This window comes from Phyllobacterium sp. OV277, assembly GCF_900104355.1.
GTDB lineage: Bacteria > Pseudomonadota > Alphaproteobacteria > Rhizobiales > Rhizobiaceae > Phyllobacterium.
In genome coordinates, this window is record NZ_FNIY01000007.1 from 131,722 (window position 1) to 148,520 (window position 16,799).

General features: G+C 55.1%; 15 protein-coding genes and 1 pseudogene. 5 read left to right on the forward strand and 11 right to left on the reverse strand.

Translation table 11 applies throughout. The features are described 5' to 3' along the window. Positions 1-82 precede the first annotated feature (82 nt). On the reverse strand, positions 83-2,365 hold the full coding sequence (parC, locus tag BLU05_RS20070) for a DNA topoisomerase IV subunit A (protein WP_091883952.1): 2,283 nt from the start codon (positions 2,363-2,365) through the stop codon (positions 83-85). A 222-nt stretch (positions 2,366-2,587) separates the two neighbouring features. On the opposite strand from parC, the gene BLU05_RS20075 reads away from it, so the two are divergent. After that, complete coding sequence (locus BLU05_RS20075; protein WP_139210494.1) at positions 2,588-3,787, forward strand: hypothetical protein; 1,200 nt, start codon at positions 2,588-2,590, stop codon at positions 3,785-3,787. 104 nt (positions 3,788-3,891) lie between these two features. On the opposite strand, the gene aspS is transcribed toward BLU05_RS20075, so the two are convergent. Then, a complete protein-coding gene (gene aspS, locus BLU05_RS20080; protein WP_091884120.1) occupies positions 3,892-5,682 on the reverse strand; it encodes an aspartate--tRNA ligase in 1,791 nt (596 codons plus the stop codon). A gap of 236 nt (positions 5,683-5,918) precedes the next feature. On the opposite strand from aspS, the gene rnd reads away from it, so the two are divergent. Further along, the gene (gene rnd / locus BLU05_RS20085) at positions 5,919-7,079 is read left to right on the forward strand and encodes a ribonuclease D (RefSeq protein WP_091883957.1); all 1,161 of its coding nucleotides are present in this window, start codon (positions 5,919-5,921) and stop codon (positions 7,077-7,079) included. 92 nt (positions 7,080-7,171) lie between these two features. Then, entirely contained in the window at positions 7,172-8,074 is a 903-nt protein-coding gene (locus tag BLU05_RS20090; RefSeq protein WP_175540687.1) for a DMT family transporter, read from the forward strand. Here BLU05_RS20090 and BLU05_RS20095 read toward each other — a convergent pair. The 3 genes and pseudogenes from BLU05_RS20095 to BLU05_RS20105 all read right to left on the reverse strand — a co-directional run. Next, the gene (locus BLU05_RS20095) at positions 8,071-8,418 is read right to left on the reverse strand and encodes a DUF3088 domain-containing protein (RefSeq protein WP_091884122.1); all 348 of its coding nucleotides are present in this window, start codon (positions 8,416-8,418) and stop codon (positions 8,071-8,073) included. The genes BLU05_RS20090 and BLU05_RS20095 overlap by 4 nt on opposite strands. Positions 8,419-8,461: 43 nt before the next feature. After that, entirely contained in the window at positions 8,462-9,973 is a 1,512-nt protein-coding gene (ppx, locus tag BLU05_RS20100) for an exopolyphosphatase (RefSeq protein ID WP_091883962.1), read from the reverse strand. After that, positions 9,970-12,117, reverse strand: a pseudogene (locus BLU05_RS20105) (RNA degradosome polyphosphate kinase); the annotation flags it as partial. The gene ppx and the pseudogene BLU05_RS20105, both read right to left, overlap by 4 nt. Positions 12,118-12,509: 392 nt before the next feature. Here BLU05_RS20105 and BLU05_RS20110 point away from each other — a divergent pair. Next, positions 12,510-12,758 (forward strand): zinc-finger domain-containing protein, encoded by a 249-nt coding sequence (locus tag BLU05_RS20110; RefSeq protein WP_091883967.1) that lies wholly within the window; start codon positions 12,510-12,512, stop codon positions 12,756-12,758. Continuing rightward, a complete protein-coding gene (locus tag BLU05_RS20115) occupies positions 12,759-14,024 on the forward strand; it encodes an FAD-dependent monooxygenase (RefSeq protein WP_091883969.1) in 1,266 nt (421 codons plus the stop codon). Between the two features lie 6 nt (positions 14,025-14,030). Here the strand turns inward: BLU05_RS20115 and BLU05_RS26300 are convergent, their stop codons facing one another. The 6 genes from BLU05_RS26300 to BLU05_RS20145 all read right to left on the reverse strand — a co-directional run bounded on the left by BLU05_RS26300 (position 14,031) and on the right by BLU05_RS20145 (position 16,788). Next, complete coding sequence (locus BLU05_RS26300) at positions 14,031-14,204, reverse strand: hypothetical protein (protein WP_175540681.1); 174 nt, start codon at positions 14,202-14,204, stop codon at positions 14,031-14,033. After that, on the reverse strand, positions 14,191-14,502 hold the full coding sequence (locus BLU05_RS20120) for a hypothetical protein (protein WP_091883972.1): 312 nt from the start codon (positions 14,500-14,502) through the stop codon (positions 14,191-14,193). The genes BLU05_RS26300 and BLU05_RS20120 overlap by 14 nt, the downstream gene beginning before the upstream one ends. A gap of 243 nt (positions 14,503-14,745) precedes the next feature. Continuing rightward, positions 14,746-14,925, reverse strand: a complete 180-nt coding sequence (locus BLU05_RS20130; protein WP_091883976.1) for a hypothetical protein — start codon at positions 14,923-14,925, stop codon at positions 14,746-14,748. Further along, on the reverse strand, positions 14,922-15,221 hold the full coding sequence (locus BLU05_RS20135) for a hypothetical protein (protein ID WP_091883979.1): 300 nt from the start codon (positions 15,219-15,221) through the stop codon (positions 14,922-14,924). Before BLU05_RS20135 ends, BLU05_RS20130 begins: the two co-directional genes overlap by 4 nt. 80 nt (positions 15,222-15,301) lie before the next feature. Continuing rightward, positions 15,302-15,988: a TIGR02117 family protein gene (locus BLU05_RS20140; protein WP_091883981.1), complete on the reverse strand. Its 687-nt coding sequence runs from the start codon at positions 15,986-15,988 to the stop codon at positions 15,302-15,304. After that, positions 15,985-16,788, reverse strand: coding sequence for an amino acid ABC transporter ATP-binding protein (locus BLU05_RS20145; RefSeq protein WP_091883984.1), 804 nt, complete (start codon positions 16,786-16,788; stop codon positions 15,985-15,987). The genes BLU05_RS20140 and BLU05_RS20145 overlap by 4 nt, the downstream gene beginning before the upstream one ends. Positions 16,789-16,799: the final 11 nt, after the last annotated feature.

Genomic DNA, 16,799 nt, shown 5'->3' on the forward strand with positions numbered 1-16,799 from the left:
TCGTTTATAGCGAAACACAATCATCGTCAATACGAGAATGAACATTCTCGTTTACATTTTCAATCAACCTGCGAATTGCGTGTCAGGAAAACTTGCCCGAGCGCGGGAAACCCTTCGGCACCATACGCCCAGCGGTGGCACGTGGACCGATCCACTCGATGAGTTCATCCTTGCTGCGTGTGAAGGTACGGTCAGCCGCATCCTGCCACGTCAGCCCCTGCTCCATGGCAAAGACACGGATATCGGATACGCCGCCATCCTTGTAGCGCTGCAGGCGTACGCCCTTGCCACGGCCAAGTTCCGGGATCTCCGATAGCGGAAACACCAGCATCTTGCGGTTTTCACCGACAATGGCGACGCTATCACCGGCAACAGGAACACAATGGCGCGCCTCATCCGGTGCCTTGACGTTCATCACCTGCCTGCCCTTGCGGGTATTGGCCATGACATCAGCCTCGGGCACAAGGAAGCCATTACCGTCATGCGACGACAGGAGCAATTGGCGTCCGGGATTGTGGACGAAGGCAGTGACGATATCCTGATCGTTCTCCATATCGACGATGATACGGATCGGCTCACCATGACCGCGCCCGCCCGGCAGGCTGTTGGCGCCAATGGTGTAGAACTTGCCGCCGGTGGTCAGGACAAGAATTCTATCGGTGGTTTCCGCATGGAACGCCAGTTTCAGCTTATCGCCTTCCTTGAAGGTCAGGGCGGCGAAATCAGGCAGATGGCCCTTCATAGCGCGCAGCCAGCCTTTTTCCGAGACGACAACCGTAACCGGTTCCTTCTCGATCATGGCGTGATGCATGTCGGTCAGATCATGCTGCGGCGCATCGGCAAAGGTCGTACGGCGCTTGCCCAAAGGCGTATCTGCCGCATATTTCTTCTGCATTTCGGCAATCTGCCAGGAAATGGTCTGCCATTGCTTGGTGTCGGAGGCCAGCAATTGCTCGATTTCACCCTTTTCAGCAGTCAGCCCGGCGAACTCCTTGCGGATTTCGAATTCCTCAAGCTTGCGCAATGAACGCAGACGCATATTGAGAACAGCTTCAGCCTGAACATCCGTTAGCCCGAAGCGGGCCATCATTTCCTGCTTCGGCTCATCCTCCTCGCGGATGATGCGGATCACCTCATCGAGATTAAGATAGGCGATGAGGAAGCCGCCGAGAATTTCCAGACGCCGCTCGATTTCCGCCAGCCGGTGGCGTGAGCGGCGAATGAGTACATCCTTGCGGTGCTCAAGCCATTGCTGGAGCACGTCCTTCAAGGACAGGACGTTCGGCACCTTGCCGTTGGTCAGGACGTTCATGTTCAGCGGGAAACGCGTTTCAAGCTCGGACAGCTTGAACAGGGATTCCATCAGAATATCAGGATTGACGCTGCGGCTCTTGGGTTCGAGCACGATGCGCACGTCTTCGGTGGATTCGTCGCGCACATCGTCAAGCAGCGGCAGCTTCTTGGCGATCAGCAGTTCGGCAATCTTTTCGATCAGCCGGGACTTTTGCACCTGATAAGGAATTTCGGTAATGACGATGATCCAGGTGCCGCGCCCCTGATCCTCCACCTCCCAGCGCGCGCGCAGACGGAAACCGCCCCGCCCGGTCTTATAGGCATCGAGAATGGCATCGGCGCTTTCGACCATCACACCGCCGGTCGGAAAATCAGGCCCGCGAACCATGGTCTTGGTATGATCGGCTGCATCTTCTTCGAGGGAAACAAGATCTTCAACCGTCGCATCAGGATGTTTGATCAGATGCAGCGCTGCGGCGCAGAGTTCCGAGACATTGTGCGGCGGGATTGATGTGGCCATGCCAACCGCAATACCGGACGAACCATTGGCCAGCAGGTTCGGGAACGCGCCGGGAAGAACAATCGGTTCCTCGTCTTCATCATTATAGGTCGGGCGAAAATCGACAGCGTCTTCGGTGATGCCTTCCAGAAGCAGCATGGCGACGTCGGTCATACGCGCTTCGGTGTAACGCATGGCGGCCGGATTATCGCCGTCAATATTGCCAAAATTGCCCTGCCCGTCGACCACAGGGTAGCGCACCGCAAAATCCTGCGACAGGCGCACCAGCGCATCATAGATCGACTGGTCGCCATGCGGATGGAATTTACCCATCACTTCACCGACGATACGGGCGCATTTTGCATAGGACTGATCAGGCGAGAGCCTGAGCAGGCGCATCGCATGCATAATTCTGCGATGAACGGGTTTCAGCCCGTCACGCACGTCAGGCAAGGCACGGTTTGTGATCGTCGAAAGCGCATAGGCAAGATAGCGCTGTTCAAGCGCTGCCTTCAGATCAACCGGTTCAACATTATCGTCGCCATTGTCTGGCGGAATCAGGCTTTTTCCCATGTCAATGGGTTATCAACTCACTGAATCGCGAGCAAGCAATGATTCGCCAAGATCACAGCCTGTTGCGCTTTGTAATGGGTAAAAAATGGGCGGGGCTTGCTTCCGTTCGCCAAATCTGACTTTCTACCGCCGAATTTGCCAAAATTCATGCCGCATGACCGTCATAGTTTTGCCGCGCGACATGCGATAGAACTACCTACTGACCAAAACAAGGAATCCACTATGCGTCCAACCACCTCTCTGAAATCCGGCTTGCACCTTATGGCTGCGACCACTGCCCTCGTCGTTGTCTTTGCCGGTTCAGCCTATGCGGTGGACGGTAATGCCGTGGCTGCCCGTTTGAAGGGCGTCTATGGCGAAATGGATAACAAGATTGAGTACTCAAATGTTGAAACCAATGGTTCGACAGTCGTCCTCAAGGATACCAAATTCTCTACCCCGGGTATGAAGGAAACCGTCAATATTGGAGACGTGACTTTGAGTGATGTCAGTGATTCATCCGGCGGCGGCTTCAAGATTGGCAGCCTCACGGTACCAGACATCAATTACGTCCCTGCCGGTGAAGCTGACAGTAAAATTACGATTGAGGGTATCAAGTTAAGTGACATCACACTTCCAGCCGAGGGGGCGACCGAACCACTCGCAAAAATGCTGCAATATGGAAACGCTGAAGTGAAACATGGTGCAATTCGCATCAAGAACACCGAAGTTTTTTCGGCTGATGGTTTGACTGCAACGGTATCACCTTTCACAACGACCGCGCCAATAACCTTCACGGCTAATTTGGCAAGTTTCAAGGCCAACTTCGCCAATGTCGAAGACGCTAAGACCAAAGACGCTTTGAAAGCACTTGGCTATGAAACCGTTACCGGAAAGTTTATTGCCGGAGGTAGCTGGAATCTTTCGGACGGACACATGATTTTCGATAAATTCGATTACATAGTCGACAATGCTGGTACATTGGGTTTGAAGATCGACGTTTCGGGCTACACACTAGAGTTCCTCAAGGGCCTGCAGGAAGCCGCCAAGAAGGGCGAAGGCAAGGCTGACGAAGCACAAGCCATGGCCATGCTCGGCCTGATGCAGCAGTTGAGCTTCACTGGTGCGTCGATCCGCTTCGACGATGCCTCAGTCACCAACAAGGCGCTCGACTATGCTGCCAAGCAGCAGGGTATGAAGCGCGATGATCTGGTCAATCAGGGCAAGGCAATCCTGCCAATGATGGCGGCACAGCTCGGCAATGCGGAATTTGCGCAGGCGCTGGGAACAGCTGTCAGTGCCTATCTCGACAGCCCGAAGAACATCGAGATCAAGGCTGCTCCTGGCAAGTCTGTTCCATTTGCGATCATCGCAGCTGGCGGCATGGCTGATCCTAAGTCGCTGATCAAGACACTTGGCGTCACTGTTAACGCCAATCAGTAATGGTTTTTGGAGCGCCTTCCTCGGGAACGGCGCTCCACGACAACGAAAAAGCCCGGCAGCGATGCCGGGCTTTTTGTTTATCTGGAGTCGGTTAGAAGAGGCTTTTAATCCTCTTTCTTCATCGGCGCGAGGCGGATGTTGAGATCGCGCAACTGGGCTGGCGACACATCGGATGGTGCGTTCATCAGAAGGTCATAGGCCTGCTGGTTCATCGGGAACATGGTGATTTCGCGCAGGTTCTTCGCACCCACGAGCAGCATCACAATGCGGTCGATACCTGCAGCCATACCGCCATGCGGCGGTGCGCCATACTGGAACGCGCGATAAAGACCACCAAAACGCTCTTCCACCGTTTCGCGTGAATGGCCAACCGCCTCAAACGCCTTGACCATGGTTTCCGGCAGATGGTTGCGGATACCGCCAGAGGAAATCTCAAAACCGTTGCAGACGAGATCGTACTGGAACGCCTTGATCGTCAACGGGTCCTGATTTTCCAGTGCATCAATGCCACCCTGCGGCATGGAGAACGGGTTGTGGGCAAAATCGATCTTCTTTTCTTCTTCCAGCCACTCGAAGAACGGGAAGTCGATGATCCAGCACAGTTTGAACTGGTCGCGGTCAACAAGGTTCAGTTCTTCGCCAGCGCGGGTACGCGCGGCACCGGCAAAGGAAACGAACTTCTTGGGATCGCCAGCAACGAAGAACGCCGCATCGCCATCGTCAAGACCAAGCTGCACGCGCAGTGCTTCGGTACGCTCAGGTCCGATGTTCTTGGCAAGCGGGCCAGCGCCCTCAAGCGCTTCGCCTTCCTTGCGCCAGAAGATATAGCCGAGACCCGGCTGTCCTTCGCCCTGCGCCCAGGAGTTCATACGATCACAGAATGCGCGCGAACCACCTGTCTTGGCCGGAATGGCCCAGACTTCGACCTTCGGGTCATTGGCGATCATGTTGGCGAAAACCTTGAAGCCGGAACCGGCAAAATGCTCGGTAACAGCCTGCATTTCGATCGGGTTGCGCAGATCAGGCTTGTCGGAGCCGTATTTGCGCATGGCAACGTCATAGGCGATGCGCGGGAATTCCTGCGTGACAGGCTTACCCTCGGCAAATTCTTCAAAGACGCCGCGCAGGACGGGTTCCATGGTCGACAGAACGTCTTCCTGCTCGACAAAGCTCATTTCGACGTCGAGCTGGTAGAATTCACCCGGCAGACGGTCAGCGCGCGGGTCTTCATCACGGAAGCATGGCGCGATCTGGAAGTAGCGGTCGAAACCGGACATCATGATCAGCTGCTTGTACTGCTGCGGCGCCTGCGGCAGTGCATAGAACTTGCCGGCATGAATGCGGCTTGGCACGAGGAAGTCGCGCGCACCTTCCGGCGAGGAAGCCGTCAGGATAGGCGTCGAGAACTCGGTGAAGCCGATATCGGTCATACGGCGGCGCATCGCGGCGATGATCTTGGTGCGCGACATGATGTTCTTGTGCAGCGTATCGCGGCGCAGATCGAGGAAGCGGTATTTCAGGCGAATATCCTCAGGATAATCCAGCTCGCCGAACACCGGCAGCGGCAGTTCCTTGGCAGCTGACAGAATTTCGATCTCGCGGGCAAAAACTTCGATCTCGCCAGTGGGCATGTTCGCATTGACAGTATCATCCGTGCGGGCCTTCACTTCACCATCCACGCGGATAACCCATTCGCCGCGCACGGTCTCGGCCACCTTGAATGCGGGCGAGTCGGGGCTGGCAACGATCTGGGTCAGACCGTAATGATCGCGGATATCGATAAAGAGAATACCGCCATGATCGCGGACGCGGTGAACCCAGCCGGAAAGACGAACTGTCGAACCAACGTCGGATTTCCGCAGGGCGGCGCAGGTATGGCTGCGGTAACGGTGCATGATATGTGCCTCTGAGATGCTTGATGCTTGTTGCCGGAAGGCGTGAAGAAAGCCCCGGATATAATCTGGAATTTGCGCGGACAAGCGCATTTTGACGATGATTTGTCAAGATTGCGAATTGCCCGATGGGGCATTTGTGAGCCCGAAACAGTTATATGGAAGCAATGACAGCGCTCTGGTAACGAAGAAACTCAGACAGACGAGACAAATGCATTTCCATTCGCTATAGAAATTTCATGACCATGATTACAACCACAGATCAGCTTGACCAGGCTGTAGCCGCCCTTTCGCAATCCGATTTCGTAACCGTCGATACGGAGTTCATCCGGGAGACCACGTTCTGGCCGGAGCTTTGCGTTATCCAGCTCGCATCCCCTGATCACACAGCCATTGTCGATGCCCTTGCGCCGGGTCTCGATCTTGCGCCGTTTTTCCGGCTGATGGCCGATGAAACCATCGTCAAGGTGTTCCACGCCGCGCGGCAGGACATCGAGATTATTTTCCATCTTGGCAATCTGATCCCTCACCCGGTTTTCGATACGCAGGTTGCCGCGATGGTTTGCGGCTTTGGCGATGCGATTGCCTATGACCAGTTGGTGCAGCGGGTGAATGGCGCGCAGATCGACAAATCCTCGCGCTTTACCGACTGGCGCCGCCGCCCGCTTTCAGAAAAGCAGCTGGATTATGCACTGGCTGACGTGACGCACCTGCGCGACATTTATCTCTACCTCAACAATAAGCTTGAGGAAGAAGGCCGCACGGACTGGGTTCTCGACGAGATGAAGGTGCTCACCGCCCGCGAGACCTATGACATGCATCCAGATGATGCATGGAAGCGCCTGAAGATGCGCCTGCGCAAGCCGCAGGAACTGGCCGTGCTGCGCAGTGTCGCTGCCTGGCGCGAACGCGAAGCGCGCGAACGCAATGTGCCGCGCGGCCGCGTGCTCAAGGACGATGCCATTTACGAGATCGCCCAGCAGCAACCACGCGATGTGGAAGCCATGGGCCGCCTTCGCACCATCCCCAAGGGTTGGGAGCGCTCCAGCATAGCGACTGGTCTGCTCAATGCGGTCAACATTGCGCTCGACCTGCCAAAAGAAGACATGCCGCGCCTGCCGAAATCCGTGCAGTCGCCTGAGGGAGCCGGTGCCGCTGCGGAGCTTTTGAAGGTTCTGCTGCGTCTGGTGACGGAAGAACATGGTGTTGCCGCCAAGGTTGTGGCGACGTCAGATGAAATCGAACGGATAGCCGCGGAAGGCGATGCGGATGATATTGCCGCTCTGCAGGGTTGGCGCCGCGAAGTTTTTGGCGAAAAGGCGTTGCAGCTGATCAATGGCGAGCTTTGCCTGAAGTTTGAAAACAAGCGAATCCGCGCCGTGCCCTGCGCAGACCTATAGTACGGTGCGGGCCGAAGTATCGGCCCGACAATTTGGCTAGCATCGGCCCATTGAAACCATGCTGATGCGAGGCAATGATGTCTGATACCACCATTCAAAACCCATCTCTGGCGAGAGAATTGGCGCTTCTTGCCGTTCTCGCGACGCTTTGGGGTGCCTCCTATACCTTCATCAAAATTGGCGTGGAGACCATCCCGCCTATCACCTTCATTGCCGCGCGCACGCTGATTGCCGGTGGATTGCTGCTTGCCATCATCAAGATGCGCGGCCTTTCGCTTCCCCGCGACCCGGCGATCTGGAAGCGCTTTTTCATTCAGGCCTGCATCAACAGCGTCGTCCCATTTACCTTGGTCGCCTGGGCGGAACAGACTGTGAATGCCGGGCTTGCCACCATTTTGAATTCAACAACGCCCATCTTCGCTTTCCTGCTGACCGCGCTGATCACCCGGCATGAGCCTGTGACCACACGCAAGGTTTTTGGCGTGGCGGCGGGTGTTGTGGGCATTTCACTGATCATCGGGCTTGAAGCATTCAACGGGATTGGCAAGGAACTTATGGCGCAACTCGCTATCGTTGCCGCAACGATTTCCTATGCGTTCGCTGCAATCTTCGGCAAGGGTTTTAAAGGGCTCGACCCGATGATGCCAGCGGCAGGCTCAATGATCTGCGGTGCGGTCATTCTCATTCCGGTTAGCCTCGTGGTTGACCAGCCATGGACCTTGGCACCCTCAGCGCATTCCATGCTGGCATTGCTTGGCCTATCCGTGTTCTCGACCGCCCTCGCCTTTGTGATCTATTTCCGGCTGATCAATACGCTTGGTACCGTTGGCGCGACGTCGCAAGCCTATCTGCGCGTGCCCATTGGTGTTGGCATTGGCGTCCTGTTCCTTGGCGAAAGCCTGACATCAACAGCGTGGTTTGGCCTGATGTGCGTCATCATTGGTGTTGCAGCGATGACCTTGCCAGCACGCAAGCGGGCGGTTGTGCCCGTTTAAGGATGCGCCTCGGGAAAACCGTGCCGCTCGGTCAATGCTTTCAAAATGGCGTCCTTGTCCGATATGAAAGCATGGCCGTTATGGATACCTGTCTGAAACGCTGACGTTTCTCCGTTTGCCAGCACAAGCAAAGGAAGCGACTGGTTTTCGCTTCCAAGCAATGCCACAACGTCCTGACGTGGTCTTGGCCATGCAATCCGATGCACATCAAGGCTTTTGGCAAGCTCGGGAAAGGATGCGAGAACACCCTCCATCAACGCGCAATGCCAGCAATAAAAGCGCTTGCCCGGATAAGCAGGGTCTTCAAAGTCAGGACGAAGAAGAAAAAGCCGATCCTTCGTGATTTGCGTCACTGCATCAATCTCCATCCAGAAATGAGAAAGCCGGTTATTTGCCGATGGCCATTTTCAAGGTCTTGCCTGTCAGTTTTGCCAGTTGCTGCAAACGTCCCTCGGGAACATCGCCAATCAGATCGGCATTCTTTGCCGCGACTTCCAGATAAAGACCATCCGACGCTTGTTTCCACGTCAGATTTGGAACAACGCCGGCCATGGATGCGGAGAACGGATAGACGATCCGCATGATCGCGGCCAACACCTTGGAATACTCAAGCAGACGCGGGCTGGCGAGCGCAGCCAATTCCGGGTCTGCCGTGCTGTTGGCAACGCCCTCATGGCGGAAGAAATTGGCTAGCGCGATATAGGCCCGGCCCGGATGATCAATACCGACAAACGCCGCATTGGAGATCATATTCAGCGCCTGCGAGCCGCGATAATCCGGATGGGCGCGCCAACTGATATCGGCAATCAGGCAAGCTGCGCGGCGATAGCGCTTCTCGTCCTCCGTCTCGCTGTAACCAAGAGCAGCAAACGCCTCTCCGCTCCAATCCGCAAGCTCGCGCGCATAGGCTGGCGAGCGGGCACGCAGAACGGCGAACTCGTCAGCAGCCGATATCAACGGATCTTCAAGGCGTTCAGATTCGGACAACAGTGAAAAGAGGAAACCTTCGCGCACACCAAGCGCAGAGAAGATAACCTTTGAGGGGCGCATCTTGCGGATGGTTTCCAGCAAGGCGATGGCGCCGTAGGACAGCAGTGCACGACGGTTTTTCGACACATCCTCTATACCGCGCATATTATCGAGATTGCCGTCGGCAACACGTTTGAGAAAGCGCTGGGCTTCCTCAAAAGGTATCTCGTAATGGTGCATGACATGCAGGGGATAGTGTTCGGCGCTCATATGCAGCTTGGCGAGATTTCGCCAGGTGCCGCCAACGGCGTAAAAAGCACGCCCCTTGCCCTTGGCCAGCAGCTTTGCCGATTCCAGCGTTTTCTTGGCAATATCCGATGCGGCGGCAAGATCACCGTTCGACATATCCTGCAAACGCAGGCCGCCAAGCGGGAGCGTTATGCCATCGCCGATGGTGCGGCCCTTGACGTCAACCAGTTCAAGACTGCCACCGCCAAGATCGCCCGCAATACCATCCGGATCATGAAATCCCGAGATAACGCCAAGTGCGGAATAATAAGCTTCCTCGCGACCGGACAGAACCTTGATCGGCTCGCCCAGCACGATTTCTGCCTGTGCGATGAAATCAGGACCATTTTCGGCTTCGCGCGCGGCGGCCGTCGCCAGCACATCCAGCGAACGCGCACCGGCCTGATCAGCCAAGGCACGGAAGCGGCGCAGCGCGCGCAAGGCGCTCTGCACGGCTTTTTCATTCAGCTTGCCGGTTTTGACCAATCCCTTGCCCAAACCGCACAGAATCTTTTCATTGAAAAGCACCGTGGGTGAGCGGGTAACGCCTTCATAAACGACGAGACGTACAGAGTTCGAGCCGATGTCGATGACACCGGCCGGATGACGCCCCTGCACGCGTCCCTGTGCTGCGGAAATCATGCAGTCTTGTTTTTCGCTGCTTTGGATCGCTTACGGTGGGCGATCAAGCGTGGTGCTGAAGACTTCAGCGACTTGCCGCGGCCAGACAGGCTGGGATTTGTCATGAAATATTCCTGCGCGTTAAAAGCATCTTCACCGTCTGCCGGAACAATCCGGCGCGACGTACCGTCTGCTAGTAACTCGTAACTCTGCTGGTTGTCGAGAAGGTTCGCCAGCATAATCTGTGAAAGAAGCTGTTGATGCACAGTTGGATTGGTGATCGGAACCAGGGTTTCAACACGCCGGTCGAGGTTACGCGTCATCATATCGGCCGAACCGATATAAACGAGCGCTTTTTCCGAAGGCAGTCCCTCACCATTGCCGAAACAGAAGATTCGGCTGTGTTCAAGAAAGCGACCGACAATGGATTTTGCGCGAATCGTGTCGGAGAGGCCCGGAACCTGCGGACGCAGGCAGCAGATGCCGCGCACGATAAGGTCAATATCCACGCCGTTGGAGCTGGCTTTATACAGAGCATCAATGATCTGCGGATCAACCAGAGAATTCATCTTCATCCAGATTGCAGCCGGACGACCCGCCTTGGCATGGGCGATTTCTTCCTCGATATGCTGGAGAATGCGCGGCCGCAGCGTGGTTGGCGATACGGCAATGCCCATCTCGCCCGAGGGCTGAGTGTAGCCAGTGATGAAGTTGAAAATCTGGGCAACGTCACGGCCAATGGACGGCTCGCAGGTGAAGAATGACAGGTCGGTGTAAATCTTGGCGGTGATCGGGTGATAATTGCCTGTGCCAAGATGCACATAGCTGCGCAGCTTCTGTTCCTCGCGCCGCACGACCAGCGACATTTTTGCATGGGTTTTCAGCTCGATAAAGCCGAAGACGACCTGAACGCCAGCACGTTCCAGATCGCGCGCCCAGCGGATATTGGCTTCTTCGTCAAAGCGCGCCTTCAATTCCACCAGTGCCGTGACTGATTTGCCCGCATCGGCGGCATCGATCAGCGCGCGTACGATCGGGCTGTCATTGGATGTCCGATACAGCGTCTGCTTGATGGCAACCACTTCCGGATCGGCAGCGGCCTGACGCAGGAACTGCACGACAACATCGAAGGATTCGTAAGGATGGTGAACCAGGATGTCCTTTTCGCGGATCGCGGCGAAGCAATCACCGCCATGCTCACGCACGCGCTCGGGAAAACGTGGATTGTAAGGCACGAATTTCAGATCGCCGCGTGGAATGCCGACGATTTCAGAGATCGTGTTCAGCGCCAGAAGACCTTCGAGAACGCTGATACGGTTGTCAGGAACGCCGAGTTCGGTCGCCACAAAAGCGCGCAGGGATTCAGGCATTTCATCGTCAAACTCGATACGGATCACCTGACCGCGCCGACGGCGCTTCAGCGCACTTTCGAACAGGCGCACCAGATCCTCAGCCTCTTCTTCCACTTCAATATCGCTGTCGCGGATGATGCGGAATGTACCGGCGCCCTTCACCTCGTAGCCGGGGAACAGGCGTCCGGTGAACAGGCTGATGGCATCTTCGAGCGTCAGGAAGCGGAAACGGCCAGCATCATCAGGAATCTGGATGAAACGTTTCAAAGCCTGTGGCAGACGCAAAAGCGCGGTCATCGGACGATTGTCCGTGCTGCGGCTCAAGAGCATAGCGATGGTGAAACCGAGATTGGGAATGAATGGAAACGGATGCGCCGGATCGATGGAGAGTGGCGTGAGTACGGGATAGATGGTTTCGAGGAAGTGATCCTCAAGCCAGAGCCGTTCAGTTCTTGTCAGCTTATCAGGGCGGACGATCTCGATATTCTCGGCCAGCATCTCAACGCGCAGTTCGTTGAAGCGAAGCTGTTGGGCGGCCTGCAGCTTGCCAACTTCATCAAGCACGAATTCCAGCTGTTCCTGCGGCGTGCGCCCGTCAGGGCTGCGATTGGAAACGCCTGCACGCACCTGACCCGCAAGGCCAGCGATACGCACCATGAAGAATTCGTCCAGATTGGCAGCGGAGATTGACAGGAAGCGCAAACGCTCCAGCAGCGGCTGATGCAGGTTATGAGCTTCTTCCAGAACGCGGCGATTGAACTGCAGCCAGGAAAACTCGCGATTGACGAAGCGATCGACACTGTTATGCAGATCCGGCAGATCGATGACTTCGACCGCATTCGTTATGGCGGGTGACTGATCGTTCATTGTCATTCTCCGATTAGAATAGTCCCGTCAAACGCGGAATCACAGGCCACAATAGAGAAGTCTCTTGAAGCTTTTATAGCAGTCGCCGCAAATTCTCGTTCGTCCGATAAAAAATCAACGCCCCAAAGACCTTACACCGGAATTGCAGCGTTTCGCGACGAAATTCTAAGCCGGATGAATAGTGAGGGGGCCGCCAAAGCGGCATTTGTGACTGGATGAAACGCACTTGTGTCAGATTGCCTCGCTTTGAGGCAACAGAAGCGATTTTCATAATGGCAGAATTGCTCTATGAGGGAGGCAATACTAATGCGTATTGACCGAAAGCTCAGGAGCGACACATGGCCGGACACAGCATTCCCCACTTCCAGAACAGCGCTGGCCACGCCGCCATCAGCATCGGCGTGAAGGAATTCATGTGCGTCGGTGCCAATCCACCTTTCGATCATCCGCATGTTTTCCTCGATCTTGGCGACGATAACGAAAAAGTCTGCCCCTATTGCTCGACCCTGTATCGTTATGATGCATCACTCAGCGCGGAAGAGACTATTCCTGCCGGTTGCACCTATGTGGACAACAAGGCTGCCTGATTGCAAACGCCCGTCATCGACCTGAAGACGGCCCGCAACAGGCGAACTCCCAACCCTGATCAGATCATTATTGCCGGGGCCGGTATTGCCGGCCTGACATTGGCGCTGGCGTTGAGCGCCAGAGGATTTGCAGTCCAGATATTCGAGAAGAGTGCTGTTCTTGCCGAAGCCGGGGCTGGTATACAGCTTTCGCCCAATGCAACGCGCCTTTTGCAACGCCTCGGCGTGCTTGACCGCCTGATGCCCTCGTCGGTGCAGCCAGATGCTGTTTGTCTGCAGGACGGGATAAGCGGCAACACGCTGCTGCATCTGCCCATGGGCAAAGGCGCGGAAGAACGCTGGCATTCCCCCTACATTGTCTGTCATCGCGCAGACCTGCAACGCGCATTGCTCGCCGAGGTCCGCAGCCGCGGTAATATTGCCATGCAATTGGAATCCTCCGTGACCCATCATCGAAGCGATGCGCAGGGCGTGATGGTGCGTGTCCAGTATAATGACCGTATCGAGGAACATCGCGGTGCCTTGCTGGTCGGAGCTGATGGTGTCTGGTCGATTTTGCGTAATGCAGCATCTGACCATGATCAGGCGCGCTACACCGGTTCTATCGCCTGGCGTGCCTCGGTTCCAGTCGGTCGGTTGCCCGCATCGTTCACCGCCCTTCTGCCTGAGGGGAAAAATGTGGTCGCCTGGACCGGCAGCAATGCGCATCTGATCGCCTATCCCATGCGTTCAGGTGAAATGATGAATTTCGTTGCCGTGGCGCGCGACAGGAAAAACGGTGGCCGTTGGGATGTCGAAATCAGCCCCGATGCACCAAGTCAGAACTTTGCCAAGGATTTCCACGCGTGGCATCCGGGTATTCGCGATCTGGTCCTGTCCGTCGGTCCATGGACGCCGTGGCGGCTGTTCGAAATGAAGCGCTGTCATTTCCTGCAGGACAACCGGCTTGTGCTGATCGGCGATGCCGCCCATGCAATGACACCCTATGCGGCGCAAGGTGCAGCCATGGCGATCGAGGATGCCTGCGCCCTCGCCGCAACACTCGGTGAGCAGAAGGAAAACTGGCCGAGAGAACTAGCCGCCTATGCCAAAAGCCGAACACGACGCATTGAATCGGTCGTGCGCCGAGGCGCACTCAATCAACTGGCCTATCACGCAAAAGGACCGGTTGCCCTTGCCCGCAATCTGCTCATGCGCAATCGACCGGTGGAAAAATTCGTCGCAGGTTTTGACTGGCTCTATGGTTTTGATGCGGAAGCCAGATAGTACCGATTACTCGGCTGCCGTGGCACGACGTTCCAGTTCGCGCGCAATAGCAGCAAGGCGAAGGTCCGTTTTTTTCTGACTTTGGTCCACTTCATGCAGACCATACATAATCGCACCAGCCACCATGGCTATGACCATGACAGCCCACGTGCCGATCCAGACCATCTCATAGGTGAGCATCAGGACAACCCTCTTTCAGAACCCATCTGCCGCAAATATGCAGACCAAACGATAACACGCCGCCGAATACCATCGCAATAAACTTCATCATCAACCAGAAGGTGTTGTCCTGCTGCAAAACCGAGGGATTTGCCATGATCCCAACTATCGGCGCCAGGATACCAACCACAATGAGCGCCGTAGACAGCCGATCGAGCGCCGAAGCTACATACTTGCGTAACTCGTTATTCCATATTTGCTCGGTTGCAGCGATTTCGCGCAATCGCTCGCTGCTTATTTCCTCAAAGTTCTCCGTCATTAAAAACTCCGGCTGAAATAAATTATAATAAAATCAAATAAATCAATTAGTTAAACAAAAATACCAAGACGAAAGAACGATTCATCCTACAGATTATTATTCGAGTGACCAGACAAGGTTTCGCGGCAGAGGGTTCCAAAAGCCCGTGCGCAAACAACCTACCCGCAAAATAGCGCTCGTCCAGGCGTGGCACCCTCGCATTCGCGACCTTGTTCTGTCCGTGGGCCTGTGGAGCCATAGAGACTATTCTGCGGGCAATCCCTGTTCACGCAAGCCTTGCCTTGCCCGTGCGATCTGTTGCTTGGAACGCTCGGTTTCTTTTCTAAGCTGATTGAACTCGTATCGAGCGGCAAAAAAACCGCCTATACCAATAAGATTAATCATGAAAATTGCATAAATGAGCATGTTTGAATCAATTGTCATTGCCAACCATCTCTTAGTTTAATCTTTCCATAAAGATGCAGGCCGCAGGATATCATCAACGCTTGCAACAATCCACAAACGATCAGAAACTTGCCTATCCGATTGTAATTGCTCAATAGAGCCGGATTCAAAACCGAACCAAAAATCGGGCCAAGAAACCCCGTGATGAAGATTGCCGTGGAGAGACGGTCATATGCGGCAACCGTATATTTCAGCACTTCATTGTTGCGGCTCTTACGCAATAATTCTGCCGCGTCTATCTGTTTACTAGTCAGCCCCTGAAGATCATCGGTCATTAAAAACTCCGAATTAAAACTTCAAAATAAATTTAATAAAATCAATTAGTTATACAAAAAATGCGGAAGAAACACCCGCTCTACAAATTATTATAATGTTTGAGCGACCAGACAAGGCTCTGGGGCAACGGATTCCACACTCCTGTGCGCAAACTACCTGCCCGCAAAATGGCACTCGTCCAGGTGTTGCAACCAAGAAGCGCGGTGAACGTGCCTTTGGCTTCAAAAAAGCGGTCATTCGGCCCGTAACCAGCGCCTTCGATCATCACCGCTTTTCCTTCTGCATCCCGCTGGAAGGTGGCCAGTGCATTGGCAAGCATGGCGTCGAAAGCCTCCGGGCTGACCAATAAGCGTTTGATCGCAGGATGGTTCGTATTGATGGTGCCGATGGGCTCCACATGCATGGCGGATGCATCATAGGTCAGCCCGCGCATCAAAGGCATGAATTTGAGTTCCGCCCAAGTGGGTGTCTCAAGATAAAAGCTGCGCCCTCCCCAGCCCACAACAATCCACGCGATACGCGGATCGGTGAACTGAAAATCATCATTGCTCAGGAAAGACAGCCGTGCCAGCACATCCGGATCGGCGGGAAACGCAATGTCCGTATGAATGGGATTGGACAGGAGAAGGACTGTGCGCACGGGCTGCGACGTTTGATCTGTCTGCGCGAAGAACGGGCGGGGTATCAATGCGCCCGCCACAAAAACCAAAGCAGCGGCCACAAGGACCGCTGCAATGGATTTCAGGATGAGACGCAGAAGTCTCAATGAAGAATCTGGCTCAAGAACAGCTTTGTCCGTTCATGCTGCGGATTGTCGAAGAATGCGGCCGGTTCGTTCTGCTCGACGATCTGGCCCTGATCCATGAAGATCACGCGGTTCGCCACCTGACGGGCAAAGCCCATCTCGTGCGTCACGCAAACCATGGTCATGCCTTCTTCGGCAAGCTGAACCATCGTATCCAGCACTTCCTTGATCATCTCGGGATCGAGCGCCGAGGTTGGCTCATCAAACAGCATAATGCGCGGGTTCATGCATAGCGAGCGGGCAATCGCCACACGCTGCTGCTGACCACCAGAGAGCTGACCGGGATATTTATTGGCCTGCTCGGGGATTTTGACGCGTTCGAGATAGTGCATGGCAATCTCGTCCGCCTTTTTCTTCGGCATCTTGCGCACCCAGATTGGAGCGAGTGTGCAGTTCTCCAGAATTGTCAGGTGCGGAAACAGGTTGAAATGCTGGAACACCATGCCAACTTCGCGCCGGACTTCATCGATCTTTTTCAGATCGTTGGTGAGTTCAATACCATCGACGAGAATCTTGCCGCTCTGATGCTCTTCAAGCCGGTTGATGCAGCGGATCATGGTGGACTTGCCCGACCCCGAAGGACCGGCGATGACGATGCGCTCACCGCGCATCACCTTGAGGTTGATGTCCTTGAGGACGTGGAAATCACCATACCATTTGTTCATGCTGCTGATCTCAACGGCAACATCGGTCTTGGAGACCTGCATCAAGGAGCGGTCGACATGAAGTTCAGATGGATCGACGACGTTTTCAGTGGTCATGCAAGGTACTC

Bases quoted from the DNA above. Each gene is read 5' to 3' on its own strand.
- parC (WP_091883952.1), bottom strand. From the start codon at position 2,365: ATGGGAAAAAGCCTGATTCCGCCAGACAATGGCGACGATAATGTTGAA.
- BLU05_RS20120 (WP_091883972.1), bottom strand. From the start codon at position 14,502: ATGACGGAGAACTTTGAGGAAATAAGCAGCGAGCGATTGCGCGAAATC.
- ppx (WP_091883962.1), bottom strand. From the start codon at position 9,973: ATGATTTCCGCAGCACAGGGACGCGTGCAGGGGCGTCATCCGGCCGGT.
- BLU05_RS20145 (WP_091883984.1), bottom strand. From the start codon at position 16,788: ATGACCACTGAAAACGTCGTCGATCCATCTGAACTTCATGTCGACCGC.
- BLU05_RS26300 (WP_175540681.1), bottom strand. From the start codon at position 14,204: ATGCTCACCTATGAGATGGTCTGGATCGGCACGTGGGCTGTCATGGTC.
- BLU05_RS20110 (WP_091883967.1), top strand. From the start codon at position 12,510: ATGGCCGGACACAGCATTCCCCACTTCCAGAACAGCGCTGGCCACGCC.
- aspS (WP_091884120.1), bottom strand. From the start codon at position 5,682: ATGCACCGTTACCGCAGCCATACCTGCGCCGCCCTGCGGAAATCCGAC.
- BLU05_RS20075 (WP_139210494.1), top strand. From the start codon at position 2,588: ATGCGTCCAACCACCTCTCTGAAATCCGGCTTGCACCTTATGGCTGCG.
- rnd (WP_091883957.1), top strand. From the start codon at position 5,919: ATGACCATGATTACAACCACAGATCAGCTTGACCAGGCTGTAGCCGCC.
- BLU05_RS20135 (WP_091883979.1), bottom strand. From the start codon at position 15,221: ATGACCGATGATCTTCAGGGGCTGACTAGTAAACAGATAGACGCGGCA.
- BLU05_RS20130 (WP_091883976.1), bottom strand. From the start codon at position 14,925: ATGACAATTGATTCAAACATGCTCATTTATGCAATTTTCATGATTAAT.